Source organism: Marinobacter sp. M5B (assembly GCF_042604615.1).
In the GTDB taxonomy this organism is placed as follows: Bacteria; Pseudomonadota; Gammaproteobacteria; order Pseudomonadales; family Oleiphilaceae; genus Marinobacter; species Marinobacter salarius.
The window spans coordinates 3,685,835-3,704,942 of the sequence record NZ_CP156894.1 but is presented as its reverse complement, the minus strand read 5'-3'; the positions used below and the strand labels follow the sequence as shown (position 1 = coordinate 3,704,942).

The following is a 19,108-nucleotide window of genomic DNA, read 5'->3' as shown; positions in this document are numbered from 1 at the left end:
TTGAATACCGCCGAATTTAGTGTACGGACGAGCCCTTGTTCGGCTTGTTCCCGAAACACACCTGGAATACATCGCTGTAGTGCTTGGCGAAGTTTACTGTCAGTCCTTCCTTCAGGTATTCAGGCAGTTCCTCGTAATCCCCCCGATTCGCCTCTGGCAGGATCAGGTTGCTGATTTTCTGGCGTCTGGCCGCGATGACTTTTTCACGGATGCCGCCAACCGGAAGCACCTGGCCGGTGAGGGTCAGTTCGCCGGTCATGGCGAGATTCTGCTGTGGTGATTCGCGGCGGGCGATGGACAGCAGGGCGGTGGCCATGGTGACGCCGGCGCTGGGGCCGTCCTTGGGGGTGGCGCCTTCGGGGACGTGCAGGTGCACGAAGGATTTGTCGAAGAAGGTGGGGTCACCCTTGAATCGCTTGAGGTTTGAAGAGACAAAACTGTAGGCGATTTCGGCGGACTCTTTCATCACGTCACCCAGTTGCCCGGTGAGTTTGAAGCCACGCTGACTGCTGTGGATGCGTGAGGCTTCGATGCTCAGGGTGGCGCCGCCCATGGCGGTCCAGGCCAGGCCGGTGACTACACCGGTGCCTTTCAGGGATTTCTCTTTGCGGAAGGCTGGCTGTCCCAGGTAGGTTTGCAGGTCGGAGACGCCGACCTTCACGGGCTCGTTCGGCTCTTCCAGCAACCTCACAATGCCCTTACGGATGACTTTGTGCAGCAATTTTTCCAGGCTGCGGACGCCCGCTTCACGGGCGTAGCCTTCGATGATCTGTTTAATGGCGGCATCAGTGATGTTCATCTGCTTTTTCAGCAGGCCGGCTCGTTTCAGTAACCGGGGCATCAGGTGATGCTTGGCGATGGCAAGCTTTTCTTCGGTGATGTAGCCGGACAGCCGGATGACGTCCATGCGATCCAGTAATGGCCTTGGGATCGTGTCAAGCTGGTTGGCGGTACAGATAAACAGGACCTTGGACAGGTCCATGCGCACGTCCAGGTAATGATCCAGGAATTCCCGGTTCTGTTCCGGGTCCAGTGTTTCCAGCAGGGCGGAGGCTGGGTCGCCCTGGAAGGAGGCACCGATCTTGTCGATTTCGTCCAGCATGATCACCGGGTTGGACACCTTCGAGTCTTTCAATGCCTGCACGAATTTGCCAGGCATGGCGCCGATATAGGTGCGGCGGTGGCCCTTGATTTCAGCTTCGTCACGCATCCCGCCCACGCTGAATCGATAGAACTCACGTCCGAGGGCGTCGGCGACGGAATGGCCGATGGAGGTTTTACCCACGCCAGGCGGGCCCACCAGCAGGAGGATGGAGCCGCTGACTTCGCCCTTGAAGGTGCCTTCGGCAAGGAACTCGACGATACGGTCTTTCACGTCGTCCAGGCCATCGTGGTCACGGTCCAGGATGCGGCGGGCTCCGGTCAGATCGAAATGATCCTCCGAAGTCAGGCCCCAAGGCACCTGGGTCAGCCAGTCCAGGTAGTTGCGGGTAACGCCGTACTCCGGTGAGCCCTGCTCGAGTACCTGCAGTTTCTGAAGCTCGTCGTCAAAGCGTTCCTGAACCTGTTCCGGTGGGTTAAGGCTTTCCATGCGCTCGCGAAAACGCTCGGCGTCGGCGGTTTTATCGTCCTTGGCCATGCCCAGTTCGCGCTGGATGACCTTGAGCTGTTCTTTCAGGAAGAACTCACGCTGGTGCTTTTGCACCTTCTCGTTCACTTCTTCGCTGATTTCGCTCTGCAGGCGGGCGACTTCCTGTTCTTTCGCCATCAGCAGAAGTACTTTCTCCATGCGCCTGAGCAGAGGCACGGTGTTGAGTACTTCCTGCAGTTCCTGGCCCGGGGCGCTGGTCATCGAGGCACCAAAGTCCGCCAGGGGAGAGCTGTCATCCGGCCCGAATCGGGACAGGTATTGCTTCACTTCCTCTCCGTAAAGCGGGTTTGTGCGCAGAAGCTCCTTGATGGAGCTGATGATCGCGAGGGTATAGGCTTTCAACTCGTCGGCGGCTTCTTCCGGCTCGTCCGGGTATTCCACTTCTACCAGGTAGGGCGGCCGGCGCCGAAGCCATTGGGTAATGCGAAAACGCTGCAGGCCCTGGGCAATGAACTGGACTTTGCCGCTTTCGCCCTGGGCGTGATGGACGCGCACAGCGCAGCCTACGGTTTCCAGTTCCTCGCTGCCGGGAATGCCCTGTTCAGGATCGCTGTCTTCCACAAAGCATATACCCAGTACCTTGTGGTCGGTTTCGCCTACACGCTTGAGGGTTTCCTGCCAGGGGTTCTGGTTAACCACAATCGGCTGCACCTGGGCGGGGAAGAACGGCCTGTTCGACACCGGTAACACGTACATGCGGCGGGGCATCTGCTGTTTCGGCAGCACCAGGCTTTTGCTGTTCTCGTCCTTGCCGATGTACTCGGTCAGATCTTCTTCGGGAGCATCAAAAGAGTCGTTGCGGTTGTCGTCGTTCATGCCGTACACGCATCCTCCAGGAAATTTGATCCGGGCTGTCGCCCCGGCCCTATTGCCTATGTAACGGCAAAGGGGATTATTTCAAGGCAGGTGGCGGTAATTGCCGTTATCGTGCAGAGCCTGCGGCAAAACCTTGAATTTCGGCTCTTAGCCCCCATCACCAACAACAATCCGTTAATGACATTTCAGGAAATCACTTTCAGGTGCCATCCATGAGCAACTCGCCGTACGTTTTCGAAGCCACCATGGACAACTTCCAGCAGGATGTGATGGAAGCGTCCTCCAAAACGCCCATATTGATTGACGTTTGGGCGGAGTGGTGCGCCCCCTGTAAGCAGTTGATGCCGTTGCTGGAAAAGCTGGCGGATGAGTATAAGGGCGGCTTCATGCTGGCCAAGGTGAACGCCGACGAGCAGCAGCAACTGACCGGCAGCCTGGGTGTGCGCAGCCTACCCACCGTGATCCTTGTGAAGGATGGTCAGGCAGTGGACGGCTTTAATGGTGCCTTGCAGGAGAGCGAGATCCGCAAGGTCCTCGACAAGCACATTGAAATGCCGGAAGACGAAGAGGCCCCTTACGATAAGGCTCACCGACTATGGGAAGAAGGTGATGTGGAAGCTGCACTGGCCGTGTTAACCGAGATGAATCGGAGCGACCCGGATGATCTGAAGGTACTGATCGACCTCGCGCAACTGAAGGCGGAGCTGGGTGATCTGGAAACCGCCGAGCAGGTACTGGAAAGCCTGCCGCCGGAAGAAAAGATGCAGCACCAGGCCAAGCAGCTTGCGGCCCGGCTGAAATTCCTCAGAGCGTCAGCAGAACTGCCCCCCATCCACGAACTGGAAGATGCACTGGACAAAGACCCGAAAGATCCTAATGCCCTGCACTTGCTGGCGTTGCATCACATCCTTCAGGAAAACAACGCCGAAGCGATGGAATTGCTGATTCGCCTGATGCGGGTGGACAGTAAGTACAAGGATGAAGTGGCGAAGACTACGTTGATTGAGCTGTTCGACAAGCTGGGAAATAATAACCCGGATGTGCGTACCTATCGGCGCAAGCTATATACGTTGATGCATTGATTACGGTCTTTGCTGAATCGGGCATTCGCACGAAAATGGCCTCCTTCTCATGGCTGAGTGCCCGTTTTCACTACACATTTTCCTGCGATCTTCCTATAGTGATTGTTGCTGGATTGACCAGAACAATCCTACCAACGGAGAAAGCAGGAAAGCTTGATGTCCCTTCAACAGCAAGAAAGAACGTCAGCGGCAGACACGTTTCTAGCAAATGAAGCTGCTCTGATTCACTGCCTTTATCAATCACTGCAGAATCAGACCGGATTTCATGATTTCCTGGCGATGCTGATGGTCTCTGTGAATGGTTGTGCAGCCCAACTCTCGTTTGTACGCAGGTCGCCCCGAGCAATTGAGCATATCTGGTATGCTGGATTGTCCGATGAGTTCATCGGATGGTATCTGGATAACAATATGATTGCCCACGATGCCGTGACCAACTTTGCCATTACTCAGGCACCCGGCACTTTCCACTCGGCCCTGCCCCTTATTGAAGACGGCCCGCCGGGCGATCAGTACGACCGCTGGGAGTCCGATCACAGCATGCTCGATTCTGCATGGCTGGTTGTCGATGCCTCAGATACACACATCGTGATGCTGACTGTGCAGCGCACAATCGCTCAGGGGGCTTATCTTCCGTCCGAGCTTGAGGCGATGGATCGTCTGATTCCCTTTATCCGTCAGTCCGTCAGCCTGGCTGAGACCTTTCATCAGAATGTACATTCCGAAAAGGCGCTGTCGACGTTTATTGAGCTAGTGTCGGGCGCTGCGTTTGTTCTGAACAGTCGTGGGCGCCTGATGGTGTCGAATCAACGGGGGGAGGAATTTCTGGCTACGGACCGAACCATCATGTTGCGGCAGCAGCGCTTTACGTTCGACGACGAGATTGCCCAGAAAACCTTTTTCCGAACCATTACACGGGTCGCCCGAGCGGACCTGGATGGCAATACCTACGAGCCGGAAACACTCGTTGTCCCTCGTTTGGAGAGAGCGCCTTTGCTGATGACTCTGCGTCCTCTTGAGCACAGCGAGTTCCTGACAGGCGGTGTGCTGGTATCCGTGATTGATTCAGAGTCGAGAGCGTTTCCTGATGAGGCGACGATTCGGCAGTACTTCTCTCTGACCGGAGCGGAAGCGCAGTTGTGCAAGGATTTGATTACAGGCATGAGCTTGAAGGATATTGCGCACCGGCGCCACAAAAGTGAGGCAACGGTCCGAAGCTATCTGAAGCAGGTTTTCCTGAAAACTGGGCAGAGTCGGCAGGGCCAGCTCATCAGCACTATTCTGTCATCGCTGCTGCGGTAAGGTAGGCGGGGGAGTCGGTTGTAGTCGCTGGTGAGGGCAGGAAGGCCCCGCCCTACACCAGCACTTGATCATTCGCTGGTTTTGATCAGAACAACCAGGCCAAGTTCATCTGGGTCTTCGTTGGTTTCCTGCCACTTCAGGGTGAAGATACCGAGGCTGGCGTCTTCGTTGAAGAAGCCGTCCAGAACGGTGGTTCCATCAGCGCCGGCAATCGTTATTGAGGTTTTTCCGGCGCCGCCGAGAGACACGACTGCCTGCGTTTCGACGGTATCTGTGGTGACGTTGATGTCGCCGGCCAGGCCGGATTTTCTAACTTCGAAGAACGCACCGCCGATGGTGCCGGCCGTTTCTGATGTCATTGTGAGGTAGGTGTTGAACTTACTGGAGGACATCAGAAAGTCTTCACCACTGCCCAGTTTCATGGACGTCAGAAGCATGCGGTACTGGTTGCCGGTAACCGTCGGTGCTGTTTCTGGCAGCTTGACCAGGAGGGTTTGGCTGGCCTCCGCGTTGTATTGGTCGCCTTCGGCCTCGGCGAAGGCCATGAAGTTAAACGCGTCGTTGATGAAGCCGTCTGCGGGCTCGCCACCTGCTGATGTAATGTCTCCATTTGCGGTAATTGCCAAGGGTTGGTCAACCTCCGCAGCTTCAGACAGGGAGCTGTATGTCGGGCCAGTAGCCTCCAGGCCGATCTGGTGGCCGCTGACCTGGCCATAGTCGTACGTACCGTCGCCGCCGAAACTGAGGATGTTGGTCTCCGTTGCCAGTTCCGTGACCCCTCCGGCCAACCAGGATTCCACAAATACCCGACCAAAGTTTCCGGTCAGATCCGAGTTCTGGAAAGCCTCGGGCTGACGGCTGAATACCTCAAGTGAACGGAATACTTCGTCACCCGTTTTTTGTTGGGGCTCGACGGCATCCTTTTCGCCATCACTGTTTGAGTCGACAGTTGCGTAGCGCACAGCCGCTTCATTGGATAGTACGAAGAAGAGGCCGGTATCTGTCACTTGCTGCAGGTTATAGGTATGGGCGGGATAGCGCCAACCATGGTCGCCACTGATTTCCTCCTCGAATTCGCCGGAGATCGACAGAATGCCGCTGTCGGTGAGGGTCGCAGGAAAGCTTTCGTCAATGTCTTCCGAGCCAACTTCGTAATAGACGCTGCTCTGGTTCAGTGCCGAACCAGACAGGCTGCCATAGGAGCTATCCTCGGCGATGTGGGTCACCGAAATGCTTCCGTTCCCGTTGTTGGTGAAGCTGAAAGTGCTGGTCCACAAGTCGTTGGCGTAGGTGCCAATCTCATTGTTCTCGCTGTCGTGGAGCGCGAAGGAGAAGGCGGCACTACGATAATTGCCGGTGATAGCAGAGCCATCGCCTTTGTCGGATTTGGCAACCGCCACTTCGTTCTCGACGAAGTCACCGATAACGTCTTCCAGTGCAGCAAAAGCCTGTTCAAGGTTTGCCGAGTCAGACAGTGAGAGATCAAATTCTTCGACACTGCCTTCAAGTTTTACAACGTCGGTCACCACCAGTTGATCCAGCTCAGCGCCCTGGCTGATGAACTTTCGGAGTACAAATTCGGAAACTGGAGAAATATCAACGTCCTGATCCACTACCTGTGCTCGAAGGGCGGTGTCGTTCTGCCCGGTGATCCGAACAATCAGGTTTCCGGCCAGGTTGACGTTTTGAGGTAACGTAAGTTCGTAGTCGCCGGTGATTGAGGTCACGGATGTTGCCAGCACTTCTCCAACCTGGTTTCCTTCGTTATCCACACGAATAAGTTCAACCGTCGCACCTTCAATCGGGTCCAGGCCTGTGACGGCGGCTGCGGCCGGTGAAATAAAGAAACTCAGGGCGAATTCGATGGCACCGGGTGGGCTCTCGAATGCAACTGTTGCGGCGGGTGCCGAGGCAGTACCAGAAATTGAAACGTCGGAAGTGTTGCTATTCTCTGATGCATCGCTGTCACTTGATGACCCGCCACAACCGGCGAGCAGGAGTGAGGAGGAAAGAGCGCTTGCAAATGCAATGTGGTTTATTTTTTTCACTGAAGACTCCTAAACAAACAGCCAGTTTGGTGAGGCTTGAGACTAGCATTAGGCTTGTCAGGAAAACGCCCTCATATGGGGGTAATTCGGTGTTCGAAGGTAGTGCAGAGTTATGGAGGTGCGGGGAGGGCTAATGGTTTATGTCCAAGGCGCCGGCACGGCGACGCCTTGGCTCGGTGAGAGAAAGATGTTAACCGTTTCCCTTCTTCATTTCTTCATACTCATCCTCAAAGAAGAACTTATCTTCCCCAAGGGCTGGTTCCAACTCATGCAGCCAGGTGGCGGTTTCGCTGTACTTGGCAAAGAACGGGCGCTGCACCCAGTCCGGGTTGCGGGCCTGGATGAACCGGAGCACGAACACTTTCTCGCCGTTGATCTCGGTGATGCCCTGTACCTCAACCTTGCCGGGGCCAGCGCTCATTGACGGGCCGCGGGCGGTGCGAGCCAGGCCTGAAACCTGCTTGATGGCTTCGCGGTAGATATTGAACGCTTCTACCAAAGGCACTTCGAAGTAGTTCTTGGCGCCGGTGTCCCGCTCCACAAACATGTAGTAAGGGATGATGCCCAGCTGTACTTCCTTGTCCCACAGTTTTGCCCAGTCGTCGGCATTGTCGTTCACATGCTTGATCAGTGGGCCCTGGGCGCGGATTTCAGCACCGGTGGCACGCAGGCGGCGGATGGCTTCTTCCGCGATATCGGTGGTGATTTCCTGCCAATGGTTGTAGTGCGCCATGATGGCCACGTGCTTGCCGGCATCCACAAGGCGGGCAAACAGATCAATCAGTTCGTCTGCATCCTTGTCGGTCACAAAACGGTATGGCCAGAAGGTCAGGGCCTTGGTGCCGATGCGAATGGTCTGGATGTGATCAAACTCCGGCTGCAGAAGAGGCTCCAGGTACTGGACCAGATTCTTGGTTTTCATCACCATGGGGTCGCCACCGGTGACCAGCAGGTCACTGACTTCGGTATGCTCCTGCAAGTAGCCGTGAAGCTTTTCTGCTTCGGTGCTGGCCATCTTCAGGTCCTTGTCGCCCACGAACTGAGCCCAGCGGAAGCAGAAGGTACAGTAGGAGTGGCAGGTCTGGCCCTGGGCCGGGAAGAACAGAACGGTTTCACGGTATTTGTGCTGAACGCCGTCCAGGACTTCGCCGTTCAGTTCCGGCATGTTCATTTCCATCTGGCCGGCCGGGTGCGGGTTCAGCTCGTCGCGAATTTCTTTCGCCACTGCCTGGATTTCTTTCTTCTCCGCGCCTTCACGATGCATCTTTGCCATGCGCTCGTAATGCTCGTCCTTCAGCATGCCCTTCTGGGGAAACACCAACTGGTAAAGTGGGTCGTTCGGCACCTTGTTCCAGTCAATCAGCTCATTGATCACGTATTCGTTAACGCGGAAGGGGAGTACGCTGGCTACCACCTTCATTTCAAACAGGGTCTCTTCAGGGAGATTCTGGATAACGTCAATTTTATCGAGCTGGCGGTCTGTGTAGACCTTGAAGCGCCGCTCTTCGAACTCGGCGGTTGGAATCCGGTTCGGGAACGTGACGATGGAGTTCATAGATCGCCCTCTTTGGTTGTGAGCCATATTCTGGAGGGGTGGAGATTGCCACCACTCCGCTGGTCAAAAAACGGGCAGGCGAGTATACATAAATCTAAAAGTATTTTCAGGTCTAATCAAATTGATAGGAAACCTACGACCTTGGTCTGAATATGCTTGTTTGGGAGAGAAAAAGGCGCCATTCTTACGTAAGTAACCGAAATAGTCCGACAGGCAATGGTGAATTTTCCTCAAAAATTGAATTTTCATACCGAAATGTAGTAAAAATACTACTTAATCGTCGGTGTGGTTTGTGCCGGTGTGTGAGTGATACCTGAATTCGCTGACCAAAAGCCAAGTGACTCAAGGGCGCTTCACGCAGTAAAACTGGCGATCGTGTTCTATGCTTGTTCAAGGTAACGGGCAGGCAGATACCCATAATAAAACGCTCTGCATTCCATCGCAGCTTATCGATATTGCAAGGCGCTCAGCCGCTGATCGTGGCGCGCTCTGCACTTTTTAATGCCAAGGGGAGGTTTGATGTACCAGGACGATGATCCCATAGAGACCAGTGAATGGCTGGATGCGCTGGAGTCTCTGATCGAACAGGAGGGCGTTGATCGCGCCAAGTACATTCTCGAAAGGCTCTCCGAACGAGCCAGCCGCGACGGCACTGAGTTGCCTTATTCCATCACGACGCCCTTCCGCAATTCCATTCCGGTGACCCAGGAAGCCCGGATGCCGGGCGATTTGTTCATGGAGCGCCGTATTCGTTCGTTGATCCGTTGGAACGCCATGGCCATGGTGCTGCGGGCCAATCAGCGCCCGGGTGATCTGGGCGGGCACGTGTCATCCTTCTCTTCGGCGGCGACATTGTACGATGTTGGCTTCAACTACTTCTTCCACGGTGGGGATGAGAAGCGCGAATCGGATCTGGTGTATTTCCAGGGTCACTCCTCACCAGGTATTTACGCCCGCTCCTACCTGGAAGGGCGTTTTAACGAAGATCAGTTGGATAAATACCGGGAAGAGGTGGACGGTGAAGGTCTGTCTTCCTACCCCCACCCCTGGCTGATGCCGGATTACTGGCAGTTCCCAACGGTGTCCATGGGCCTTGGGCCGATCCAGGCCATCTATCAGGCTCACGTGATGAAGTATCTACATAGCCGCGAGCTGATCGACATGGGCGACCGCAAGGTCTGGTGCTTTGTCGGGGATGGCGAGTGCGACGAGCCCGAAACCCTGGGTTCCATCTCTGTGGCTGGCCGCGAAAACCTGAGCAACCTGATCTTTGTCGTTAACTGTAACCTGCAGCGCCTCGACGGCCCTGTGCGTGGTAACGGCAAGATTATCCAGGAACTGGAAGGCGTATTCCGGGGAGCTGGCTGGAACGTGCTGAAAGTGGTCTGGGGCCGCATGTGGGATCCGCTGTTCGAGAAGGATCAGGACGGCCTGATGCAGCGCGTCATGGACGAAGCCGTTGACGGCGACCTGCAGAACTTCAAGAGCAACGGCCCGGCCTATACCCGTAAGCACTTCTTCGGCAAATACCCGGAGTTGTCCAAGATGGTGGATAACCTTACCGACGAGGACATCAACAAGCTTAACCGCGGCGGCCATGATCCTTACAAGGTCTATGCGGCCTATCATCACGCTATCCATAACAACGGTGGACGGCCGACGGTGATTCTGGCCCATACCATCAAAGGTTATGGCTTTGGTAACGCCGGCGAAGCGCAGAACACAGCGCACTCGCTCAAAAAACTCGATATCGAGCAACTGAAAGCCTTCCGTGACCGCTTTGCGGTGCCGCTGAAGGACGAAGAGCTCAAGGACGTGCCCTATTACCGGCCGGCGCCGGACAGCCCGGAAATCGTTTACATGAACAAGCGCCGGCAGGAACTGGGCGGTTTCTATCCCAAGCGCCGTAAGGACTGTCAGCCACTGCAGACGCCGCCGCTGGACACCTTCAAGAACTTGCTGGAAGGCTCCAATGGTCGTGAAATCTCTACGACCATGGCATTCGTGCGACTGCTGACGGCTCTGACCAAGGATAAGCGCATCGGTAAACGGGTGGTTCCGATCGTACCGGACGAGGCCCGTACCTTTGGTATGGAGGGTATGTTCCGTCAGTTGGGTATCTACACCTCTGAAGGCCAGAAGTATGTGCCGGAAGACCGTGACCAGATTATGTACTACAAGGAAGACAAGAAAGGTCAGGTGCTTGAGGAAGGGATCAACGAAGACGGTTCCATGGCAGCCTGGATGGCAGCAGCGACCTCCTACAGCACCAACAACTTCCCGCTGATACCGTTCTACATCTTCTACTCCATGTTCGGTTTCCAGCGCGTGGGCGACCTGGCCTGGGCGTCGGGTGACATTCAGGCCCGCGGTTTCCTGGTGGGTGGTACCGCCGGGCGAACAACGCTGAACGGTGAAGGCCTGCAGCACCAGGACGGCCACAGCCATATCCTGGCCCAGACCATTCCCAGCTGTAAGGCCTATGACCCGGCTTACGGTTACGAAATGGCCGTGGTGGTTCAGCATGGCATCAAGGAGATGTTTGAAGACAATCAGAACGTCTTCTACTACCTGACCATTGAAAATGAAAACTACGAGCAGCCCGCCATGCCGGAAGGCAAGGACGGCAAGAGAGTTGAAGACGGCATCATCAAGGGTATGTACCTGCTGGATTCCGTTGAAACCAAGGGTCGTAAGAAAACGCCACGGGTTCAGCTGATGGGCTCCGGTGCCATCCTTAACGAGGTGCGCGCGGCTGCGGAACTGCTGAAAGAAGACTTTGGTGTTGCCTCTGATATCTGGAGCGTGACCAGCTTCAACGAACTGGCCCGTGACGGCCTGCACATCGAGCGCTGGAATCGCCTGCACCCGGACGATACGCCCAAGAAGTCGTACATCACTCAATGCCTGGAGAAGCAGCAGGGGCCGGTGGTGTCGTCCACCGACTACATCAAGCTGTTGTCTGAACAGGTGCGGGCGTACATTCCGAAAACCTACCTGACCCTGGGCACCGATGGTTTCGGCCGCAGTGATACCCGCGAGAAATTGCGGAGTCACTTCGAGGTGGATCGTTACTACGTGGCGGTGACCGCGCTGGCAGCCCTGGCAAGGGATGGCGAAGTCAAAAACGACGTGGTTCTCGAGGCTATGCGCAAGTACGGAATCGATCGCAACAAAACGAACCCGGTGCTGAGCTAAGGAGACCGCCATGAGTGAACAGGAAATCAAGGTTCCGGATCTCGGCGGTGCAGACGAGGTCGAGGTTATCGAAGTGCTCGTCAGTAAGGGAGATTCGGTCGAGGAAGAAGATCCGATACTGACGGTGGAGTCCGATAAAGCATCGGTAGAACTGCCGTCACCGGGTGCCGGAAAAATTACCAAGATCACCGTCAAAGTGGGTGACAAGGTCAAGGAAGGCGATGTCGTTGGCATGATGGAAGTCAGTGGCGACACTGGTGGCTCGGATGACGACAAGGATTCTGGCGAAGACGCCAAGTCCGATGAGAAAGACGAGGCGGAAGCCAAGTCGGACGACAAAGAAGCCAAGTCTGAAGAGAAAAAGCCGGCACCGAAGAAATCCGGCGGTTCCCGTAAGGAAACCGTGAAGGTGCCCGCGCTGGACGGCTTCGACAATGTGCCGGTGATCGAGATCAACGTCAGCGAAGGTGATGAGGTTGAGGCGGACGATGCACTGGTGACCGTGGAGTCCGACAAGGCCACCATGGAGATTCCGTCTCCCTATGCCGGCAAGATCGGCAAGATTCTGGTGTCCGAGGGCGACAAGATCTCCGAAGGTCTCGATCTGGTTGAAATGACCATCGTGGAAGAGGGTGGCGACGAAGGCGAAGAGGACGCGTCGTCCGAGGCGTCTGAGTCTTCCAGCAAGGAAAAGCAGGAAGGTGAGCCTGAATCGAAAAGCAAGCCTTCCGATCCCAAGCCGGTGCAGCCCTCGGCAACCTACGAGCCACCGGCTCCGGGTGCCAAGGTTCATGCTGGACCGGCGGTGCGCAAGCTGGCCCGTGAATTCGGCGCGGATCTGACTCGCATCAAGGGTTCCGGCCCGAAGAGTCGCATCCTGAAAGACGATGTCCAGGCCTACGTGAAAAGCCAGCTGCAGCAGACGCAGCAGGGCAGCACGGTGGCTGGTGGCGGTGGCGCCGGTATTCCTGGCGTGAAACTGCCGGACTTCAGCCAGTTTGGTGAGATTGAGCGTGAATCCATGTCGCGCATGATGTTTGCCACGGCGAACAATATGCAGCGTAGCTGGCTGAACGTGCCCCACGTCACCCAGTTCGAGGACGCGGATATCACCGATATGGAAGACTTCCGCAAGGCCCAGAAGGCGGCCGGCGAGAAGAAGGGGGTGAAGATGACACCGCTTCCGTTCCTGCTAAAAGCCTGCGCCACGGCGCTGGCGGAGTTACCGCAGTTCAATGTGTCGCTGGATATGGACCGCAAGGAAGTGATCCACAAACAGTACATTCACATTGGTATTGCAGTGGACACGCCTCACGGGCTGATGGTGCCGGTGATCAAGGATGTCGACAAGAAAGGGCTCTGGGAGCTCGCGGCGGAAAGCGCGGACCTGGCGCAGAAGGCGCGGGACAAGCAGCTTAAACCGGCCGAAATGCAGGGTGCCTGCTTTACCATCACCAGCCTGGGTGGTATCGGTGGCACGGCGTTCACGCCTATTGTGAATACGCCGGAGGTGGCGATTCTTGGTGTCTCAAAAGCGGCGATGAAGCCGGTCTGGGATGGCAAGGATTTCCAGCCGCGGCTGATGCTGCCCCTGTCGCTGTCCTATGATCATCGAGCGGTGAACGGGGCAGATGCGGCTCGGTTTACCTCGGTGTTGAGTCAGTTGTTGGGGGATATTCGGTCCCTGCTTCTTTAAGGCTGGCAGTTCTGTTCCGTGGCCTTCGGGCTGCGGAGCGGTCGCGAGGCCGGTCAGGTTATTCAGAACACGCCCGTGGATACGTCCCTATAGGGCTCGGTCGCGCCATCCCTGGCGCTCCACGGTTCTGAATAACCTGACCGGCCTCGCTTGTTTTGGCTTTGTAGACATCTTCTGTTTTCTTACTGACTTGTATGTCACCGCAACTGGTGCGGCATTCGGGCCAATGCAGCCATTCTGTTTACTCGCCATGATCGGATCTCGTCCTTGGAAAATTCCAGGCATCCTACGGAGACCGATCAATGAATCCTGCCGAACTGCTTTCCCAGCCTCTAGCCCTGAAAAACGGGGCGGTGATACCCAATCGATTTGCCAAATCGGCCATGAGCGAAACTCTTGGAACCATGGATAACCGTGTGACGCGGGATCTGCCACGGCTTTATGGCACTTGGGCGGATGGCGGGATCGGGTTGTCGATCACCGGGAATGTGATGATTGATCGGCGACATATTGGTGAACCAGGGAATGTGGTGCTGGAGGATGAGCGGGATCTGGACCTGTTGCGGGAATGGGCGGGGGCTGGCTCACGCAATGGGTGCCAGCTGTGGATGCAGCTCAACCATCCCGGTAAGCAGAGCCCGAAAATGCTGAACAAGGCGCCGGTGTCGCCCAGTGCGGTTCCGTTCCGCAAGGAGTTACAGGTCATGTTTGCCACGCCTCGGGCGCTGGAAGTGTCGGAGATTGAGGAGATTATCCAGAGGTTCGCCAACAGTGCGGCGATTGCAGAGAAGGCGGGCTTTTCCGGGGTTCAGATTCACGGCGCGCACGGATATCTGGTGAGTCAGTTTTTGTCGCCCCACCATAACGTTCGGGAGGACGAGTGGGGTGGTAGTCCCGAGAATCGGATGCGGTTTGTGGTGGAAGTGTACAAAGCCATCCGCGCGGCGACCGGCGAGCAGTTCAGTGTGGGCATCAAGCTAAATTCGGCGGATTTTCAGAGGGGCGGTTTTACCGAGGAAGAGTCGTTAAAGGTTATCGAGACCCTGGCGGAGCTCGGCATTGATCTGGTGGAGATTTCCGGTGGCAATTACGAAAACCCGGCGATGGCGAAAGGTGCCAAGGGTGTGAATGGCGCGAAGGCCAGCACCGTCGCCCGGGAGGCGTATTTCCTGGAATTTGCGGAGAAGGTGCGCAAGCGGGTGGACGTGCCGTTGATGGTAACCGGTGGTTTCCGCACCGAGTCAGGCATGGCGGAAGCTGTGGCATCGCGGGCTACAGATCTGGTGGGCCTGGCGCGGCCACTGGCGGTGGAGCCGGACTTCCCGAGACGCATTATGGCAGGGCAGGCATTTACCAGTTCCGTGAAACCCATTCGCACCGGCATTCGCTTGATTGATGAGATGGCGCTGATGGAAGTGAGCTGGTACACCCGGCAACTCGGGCGCATGGGTAAGGGTAAGGCACCAAAGAAGCACGACCGGGGTGTGCTGTCTTTGATGGAGGTGCTGGCGGTGATGACGTCGCGGGGCGTGCGTACCCGGCTACGGGCCGGCGAGTGATGTTTTGAAGGTTTCCAGCTTGTGGTTGAAAATCGCGCGTTGGGCTTCGGCCTCTGCGACGTCCGCAAGATAAAAACGGATCCGTGTCCCGGGCCCACGTTGCGCCAGTCGGCCAGCATCCAGGGCGCTCAGGCAGCCTATTTTTGGGTAGCCGCCGATGGTTTGCCGGTCTTTCATCAGGACGATCGGCTGGCCGTCACTGGGCACCTGAATGGCACCATAGGCGATGCCTTCGGAGATGATGCCGTCCAGCTCAGAGTGTATAGGGTCGCCGGTTAACCTATAGCCCATGCGATCGATTCGCTGGCTGACCTCGTAACAGCCCGTGAAGAATTTCATACGCTCACCAGCAGAGAAGTGCGCGTATTGGTAGCTGGGTATCACACCGATGTGGAGGTCCTGGTTATAGTCCGGAATTTCCCCGGCTGGCAGGCTTGCCATGGTCTTTGGATGGCTGCGGTCAAAACCGATGCAGTCGCCTTTGGTCAGCTTTTGCCCACGTCCATCCAGTCCTCCAAGGCCTTCGCGCACGACGGTGGCGCAGCTACCCAGTTTCACGGTGGGCTTCAGTCCCCCGGCGATGGCAAGGTAGGCCCTTAGTCCGGCCACCGGCATGCCGAATTCGATACGGTCTCCCCGGTGGATTTGATAGGTATGCCAGGGTGCTGCCGCCTCTCCATTGATCTGTGCTCCGAGGTCCGCACCCGTGAGCGCGATGCAGGTATCCTCATGGGCCAGCAGGCTCAGTTTTCCAATATTGATCTCGATCTGCGCTGCCTCCGGTGGATTGGCGAGCAGGCGGTTGGCCCAACGAAAGGCATGCTCGTCCATGGGGCCGCCGGTGGTCACGCCAATGTGTTGATAGCCGTACCGGCCAGGGTCCTGCAATAAGGCCAGCATACCGCCATCCAGAACTTCAAAACTCATCGAGGTTGCCTCCGAGGTCCAGATACTCCTGGCGGTCAATCGACCGGAACCGCACCCTATCCCCTACTGATACCAGTGCCAGGGAATCGCTGTCCCAATCGATCATTCTTTGAGGTGTGCGACCGACTATCTGCCACCCGCCCGGCGTGGCGCTGGGATAGATGGCGGTCTGCGAGCCGGCAATGCCAACGCTCCCGGTGGGTATTTTCTGTCGGGGCGTGGCTTTGCGGGGCAGGGCAATTCGTTGGTCGGTAATGCCAAGGTAAGCGAACCCCGGGCTGAATCCGATGGCGTAAACGCGGTAGGTCTGCTCACTGTGGATGCGCACCACTTCGTCCCGGCTCAGCCCGGAATAGTCACACACCTCGTCCAGGTCCAGGCCTACTTCGTCGCCGTAGTAGACCGGCAACTCAATGGTGCTGGAAGCGCTTTCATCCGGTGCCTCCTGTTCGCCCTGGCTCAGTGCCTTGCGCAGCCGGGATGCGATGCCGAAGCGGTCGGTCCTGTCGGCGTCATAGCAAACCAGCACGGAGGTATACGAAGGCACCAGGTCAATCACCAGGTCCGACAGGTTCTGGCGAATGGCCTCCGTGGCCCGCTTGACCTGGCCGGCGATGTCATCGCTGATACGGTCACCAAAATAGACGATGCACGTACTTTCGTTGACGGCTTCAATGATCATAGTGACTCAACGACCTGCCGCATGTGCCTGGCCGCCTCTACAGCATGCTGGCTGTCACCATGAATGCAGAGAGTGTCGGCCTTTATCGGGATACGTTTGCCGGAAATCGACGTGACGCTGCCTTCGGTGATGATCTGTGTTACCTGCCTTTCTATGGCTTCCGGCGTGTCGTGAACCGCGTTCTTCACCGAGCGTTTAACCAGACGGCCTTCGTCGCTGTAGGCACGGTCGGAAAACGCCTCGAACCACACGTTGATGCCAGCGTCAGCGGCCAGCGCCAGAACTTCGTCGGCATCGGGTGTTGCCATGACTACCAGGGGGCAGTGGGGTGCATAGTTGCGTACCGCAGCCATCACCGTTGCCAGGGTTGTGCGGTCTACTGCCATTTTGTTGTAGAGCGCGCCGTGGGGTTTGATGTATTCGATGGCTGTGCCGTGGGTGCGGCAGATGCCGTCCAGCGCAGCGATCTGATACACCAGCAGGGCCTGGAGTTCTTCGGGTGCAAACTCCATGTCGCGCCGGCCGAAACCCAGCAGGTCCGGATAACCCGGGTGCGCGCCGATGGTGACCTTCTCGGCAATCGCGGTTCTGACGGTGCGGTCCATGGTCAGCGGGTCTGAGGCATGGAAGCCGCAGGCAATATTGGCCATATCAATGTAGGGCATGACCTCGGCATCCATGCCTTTGGTCCAGCTACCGAAGCTCTCGCCCATATCGCAGTTGAGTTTCATTGGTTGTCTCCAGAAACAAGTGAACGTGCGCTAGCCTCGGCTCATGGTCTGAGGGAGGTAGGTGACAATTTCCGGGAACCAGCCGATCAGAAACAGTGCCGCCATGATCAGCAGGAAAAAGGGTAGCGCGGCCCGGGCAACGTAGAGGATGTCTTTCCCGGTCAATGCCTGGATCACGAACAGGTTAAAACCCACCGGCGGTGTGATTTGTGCCATCTCAACCACCAGAACGATAAAGATGCCAAACCAGAGCATGTCGATGCCGGCCTGCTGGACCATGGGCATGACCACAGCGACGGTAAGAACCACCACGGAAATGCCATCCAGGAAACAGCCCAGTAGAACGAAGAGGGCCGTCAGGCAGACAAGCAGTTCGAAAGAAGAGAGCGACATGCTGCCAATCCATTCCGCCAGCTCTCTTGGAATGCCGAGAAAGCCCATGGACAAGGTGAGAAAGTGTGCGCCCACCAGAATCAGGCCAATCATGCAGGAGCTTTTGACCGCGCCCAGCAGGCTTGCCTTGAAACTGTCGGCGTTCAGGGACCCGGTGACAGTCGCCAGCAGCAGGGCGCCAAAAACGCCGAGTGCGGCAGCCTCGGTGGGTGTGGTAAAGCCGGCATAAATCGAACCAAGCACAAATACAATCAGGCCCACAATCGGCAGCAGCATTCGCAGCGCCTTGATCTTGGCTGAGAACGAGATGTGCTCTTTCTTATGCTTGGGCATCTCATCCTTGTTCAATGTCGCCCACACCATGGTGTAACCCATGAACATGACCACCAGCATGAGGCCGGGCAGGGCGCCGGCGATAAACAGGCGGCCGATGGACACTTCAGCCGCCACGCCGTAAACAATCAGAATGATGGACGGCGGTATCAGCAGCCCAAGGGTGCCCGAACCGGCAAGGGTGCCAACGGCCATGCGGTCACTGTAACCCTGAGCCTTGAGCTCGGGCAGGGTCATGCGGCCAATGGTGGCCGCCGTGGCGGCCGACGAACCGGACACTGCGGCGAATATACCGCAGCTGAGAATGTTTACGTGCAGCAGTTTGCCCGGTAAACCACCCATCCAGGGTGACAGTCCCTTAAACAGGTCCTCGGACAAGCGAGTACGGAACAGAACCTCGCCCATCCAGATGAACATAGGCAGTGCGGTCAGAGACCAGCCGGTGCTTGCGCCCCAGCTGGAGGTTGCGAACAGAAGGCCGATCTGGTCGTTGCCGGACAACAGTAGCCCGAGGACGCCAATGCCAACCAAGGTCAGTGATACCCAAACGCCAAGCGCGAGCATCAATACCATGGAGGCAGCGAGGGCGATGGAAAGCAGCGTGGTATCCATCAGATTTCCTCCAGATTGACGTCACTTTCGTGTTGTTGGTAAGAAGGCTCACGTTTCCGCAGCACCGCGATCAGGTCGTCCAGGATCGCGATAGTAAGCGCTAACGTGCCCAGCCCAACCGGGATCTGAGGGATCCAGATCGGAATGGGGATGTAGCCGTGTGAGACCTCCTCAAAAACGTAGGATTCCCACACCATGTGCCAGCAGTAGAAGGTCATGAAGCACGCAAGGCCGAGGCCAAGGATGAGTACCGCCAGTTCCTGAACGAACCGCGCCCGGGCCGGCCACTTCTGGATAACCAGGGTCACCCTGATGTGGCCACCTTCGTGAAAGGTGTAGGCAAGCCCGAAAAACGTGGAGGCGGCGAGAGCATACCCGGACACGTTTTCAGCAGAAGGGATGATAAAGCCGAACAGCCGGCCGACAATCTGCACCAGAATCACGACCATGATCAACGCAATGCAGAACCCCGCTGCGTAACCAGACGCCAGGTAAAACTTGTCTCGAAGGGTACTCATGGAAGATG

General features: G+C 56.8%; 13 protein-coding genes. 5 read left to right on the top strand and 8 right to left on the bottom strand.

Annotated features, from left to right (window positions below):
* Nucleotides 1-16: 16 nt before the first annotated feature.
* Nucleotides 17-2,467 carry an endopeptidase La gene (gene lon, locus AAGD24_RS16790; protein WP_151983024.1) on the bottom strand — a complete coding sequence of 817 codons (2,451 nt, stop codon included), beginning with the start codon at nt 2,465-2,467 and terminating at the stop codon, nt 17-19.
* 212 nt (nt 2,468-2,679) lie between these two features.
* Here lon and AAGD24_RS16785 point away from each other — a divergent pair, with 212 nt between their 5' ends.
* Together AAGD24_RS16785 and AAGD24_RS16780 are read left to right on the top strand one after the other, a co-directional pair.
* Complete coding sequence (locus AAGD24_RS16785; RefSeq protein ID WP_136633514.1) at nt 2,680-3,549, top strand: co-chaperone YbbN; 870 nt, start codon at nt 2,680-2,682, stop codon at nt 3,547-3,549.
* A 408-nt stretch (nt 3,550-3,957) separates the two neighbouring features.
* Nucleotides 3,958-4,848: a helix-turn-helix transcriptional regulator gene (locus AAGD24_RS16780; RefSeq protein WP_169052497.1), complete on the top strand. Its 891-nt coding sequence runs from the start codon at nt 3,958-3,960 to the stop codon at nt 4,846-4,848.
* A 68-nt stretch (nt 4,849-4,916) separates the two neighbouring features.
* On the opposite strand, the gene AAGD24_RS16775 is transcribed toward AAGD24_RS16780, so the two are convergent.
* A complete protein-coding gene (locus AAGD24_RS16775) occupies nt 4,917-6,896 on the bottom strand; it encodes a hypothetical protein (RefSeq protein ID WP_136633120.1) in 1,980 nt (659 codons plus the stop codon).
* Between the two features lie 190 nt (nt 6,897-7,086).
* Nucleotides 7,087-8,451, bottom strand: coding sequence for a KamA family radical SAM protein (locus tag AAGD24_RS16770; protein WP_151983022.1), 1,365 nt, complete (start codon nt 8,449-8,451; stop codon nt 7,087-7,089).
* 519 nt (nt 8,452-8,970) lie between these two features.
* On the opposite strand from AAGD24_RS16770, the gene aceE reads away from it, so the two are divergent.
* The 3 genes from aceE to AAGD24_RS16755 all read left to right on the top strand — a co-directional run bounded on the left by aceE (nt 8,971) and on the right by AAGD24_RS16755 (nt 14,904).
* Nucleotides 8,971-11,649, top strand: a complete 2,679-nt coding sequence (gene aceE, locus AAGD24_RS16765) for a pyruvate dehydrogenase (acetyl-transferring), homodimeric type (protein WP_085679091.1) — start codon at nt 8,971-8,973, stop codon at nt 11,647-11,649.
* A 10-nt stretch (nt 11,650-11,659) separates the two neighbouring features.
* A complete protein-coding gene (gene aceF / locus AAGD24_RS16760) occupies nt 11,660-13,345 on the top strand; it encodes a dihydrolipoyllysine-residue acetyltransferase (RefSeq protein WP_136633976.1) in 1,686 nt (561 codons plus the stop codon).
* Nucleotides 13,346-13,647: 302 nt separating this feature from the next.
* A complete protein-coding gene (locus AAGD24_RS16755) occupies nt 13,648-14,904 on the top strand; it encodes an NADH:flavin oxidoreductase/NADH oxidase family protein (protein ID WP_151983021.1) in 1,257 nt (418 codons plus the stop codon).
* On the opposite strand, the gene AAGD24_RS16750 is transcribed toward AAGD24_RS16755, so the two are convergent.
* From AAGD24_RS16750 to AAGD24_RS16730, 5 genes are read right to left on the bottom strand one after another with little or no spacing between them, the layout of a single operon-like run.
* Entirely contained in the window at nt 14,887-15,831 is a 945-nt protein-coding gene (locus tag AAGD24_RS16750; protein WP_151983020.1) for a biotin-dependent carboxyltransferase family protein, read from the bottom strand. The genes AAGD24_RS16755 and AAGD24_RS16750 overlap by 18 nt on opposite strands.
* Complete coding sequence (pxpB, locus tag AAGD24_RS16745) at nt 15,821-16,513, bottom strand: 5-oxoprolinase subunit PxpB (protein ID WP_151983019.1); 693 nt, start codon at nt 16,511-16,513, stop codon at nt 15,821-15,823. Before pxpB ends, AAGD24_RS16750 begins: the two co-directional genes overlap by 11 nt.
* Entirely contained in the window at nt 16,510-17,244 is a 735-nt protein-coding gene (locus AAGD24_RS16740) for a 5-oxoprolinase subunit PxpA (RefSeq protein ID WP_151983018.1), read from the bottom strand. Before AAGD24_RS16740 ends, pxpB begins: the two co-directional genes overlap by 4 nt.
* 30 nt (nt 17,245-17,274) lie before the next feature.
* A complete protein-coding gene (locus tag AAGD24_RS16735) occupies nt 17,275-18,582 on the bottom strand; it encodes a TRAP transporter large permease (protein ID WP_151983017.1) in 1,308 nt (435 codons plus the stop codon).
* Nucleotides 18,582-19,100 (bottom strand): TRAP transporter small permease, encoded by a 519-nt coding sequence (locus AAGD24_RS16730; protein ID WP_085679111.1) that lies wholly within the window; start codon nt 19,098-19,100, stop codon nt 18,582-18,584. The genes AAGD24_RS16735 and AAGD24_RS16730 overlap by 1 nt, the downstream gene beginning before the upstream one ends.
* Nucleotides 19,101-19,108 lie beyond the last annotated feature (8 nt).

Bases quoted from the DNA above. Each gene is read 5' to 3' on its own strand.
- AAGD24_RS16780 (WP_169052497.1), top strand. From the start codon at position 3,958: ATGATTGCCCACGATGCCGTGACCAACTTTGCCATTACTCAGGCACCC.
- lon (WP_151983024.1), bottom strand. From the start codon at position 2,467: ATGAACGACGACAACCGCAACGACTCTTTTGATGCTCCCGAAGAAGAT.
- AAGD24_RS16770 (WP_151983022.1), bottom strand. From the start codon at position 8,451: ATGAACTCCATCGTCACGTTCCCGAACCGGATTCCAACCGCCGAGTTC.
- pxpB (WP_151983019.1), bottom strand. From the start codon at position 16,513: ATGATCATTGAAGCCGTCAACGAAAGTACGTGCATCGTCTATTTTGGT.
- aceE (WP_085679091.1), top strand. From the start codon at position 8,971: ATGTACCAGGACGATGATCCCATAGAGACCAGTGAATGGCTGGATGCG.
- AAGD24_RS16735 (WP_151983017.1), bottom strand. From the start codon at position 18,582: ATGGATACCACGCTGCTTTCCATCGCCCTCGCTGCCTCCATGGTATTG.
- AAGD24_RS16750 (WP_151983020.1), bottom strand. From the start codon at position 15,831: ATGAGTTTTGAAGTTCTGGATGGCGGTATGCTGGCCTTATTGCAGGAC.
- AAGD24_RS16785 (WP_136633514.1), top strand. From the start codon at position 2,680: ATGAGCAACTCGCCGTACGTTTTCGAAGCCACCATGGACAACTTCCAG.
- AAGD24_RS16755 (WP_151983021.1), top strand. From the start codon at position 13,648: ATGAATCCTGCCGAACTGCTTTCCCAGCCTCTAGCCCTGAAAAACGGG.
- AAGD24_RS16730 (WP_085679111.1), bottom strand. From the start codon at position 19,100: ATGAGTACCCTTCGAGACAAGTTTTACCTGGCGTCTGGTTACGCAGCG.
- aceF (WP_136633976.1), top strand. From the start codon at position 11,660: ATGAGTGAACAGGAAATCAAGGTTCCGGATCTCGGCGGTGCAGACGAG.
- AAGD24_RS16740 (WP_151983018.1), bottom strand. From the start codon at position 17,244: ATGAAACTCAACTGCGATATGGGCGAGAGCTTCGGTAGCTGGACCAAA.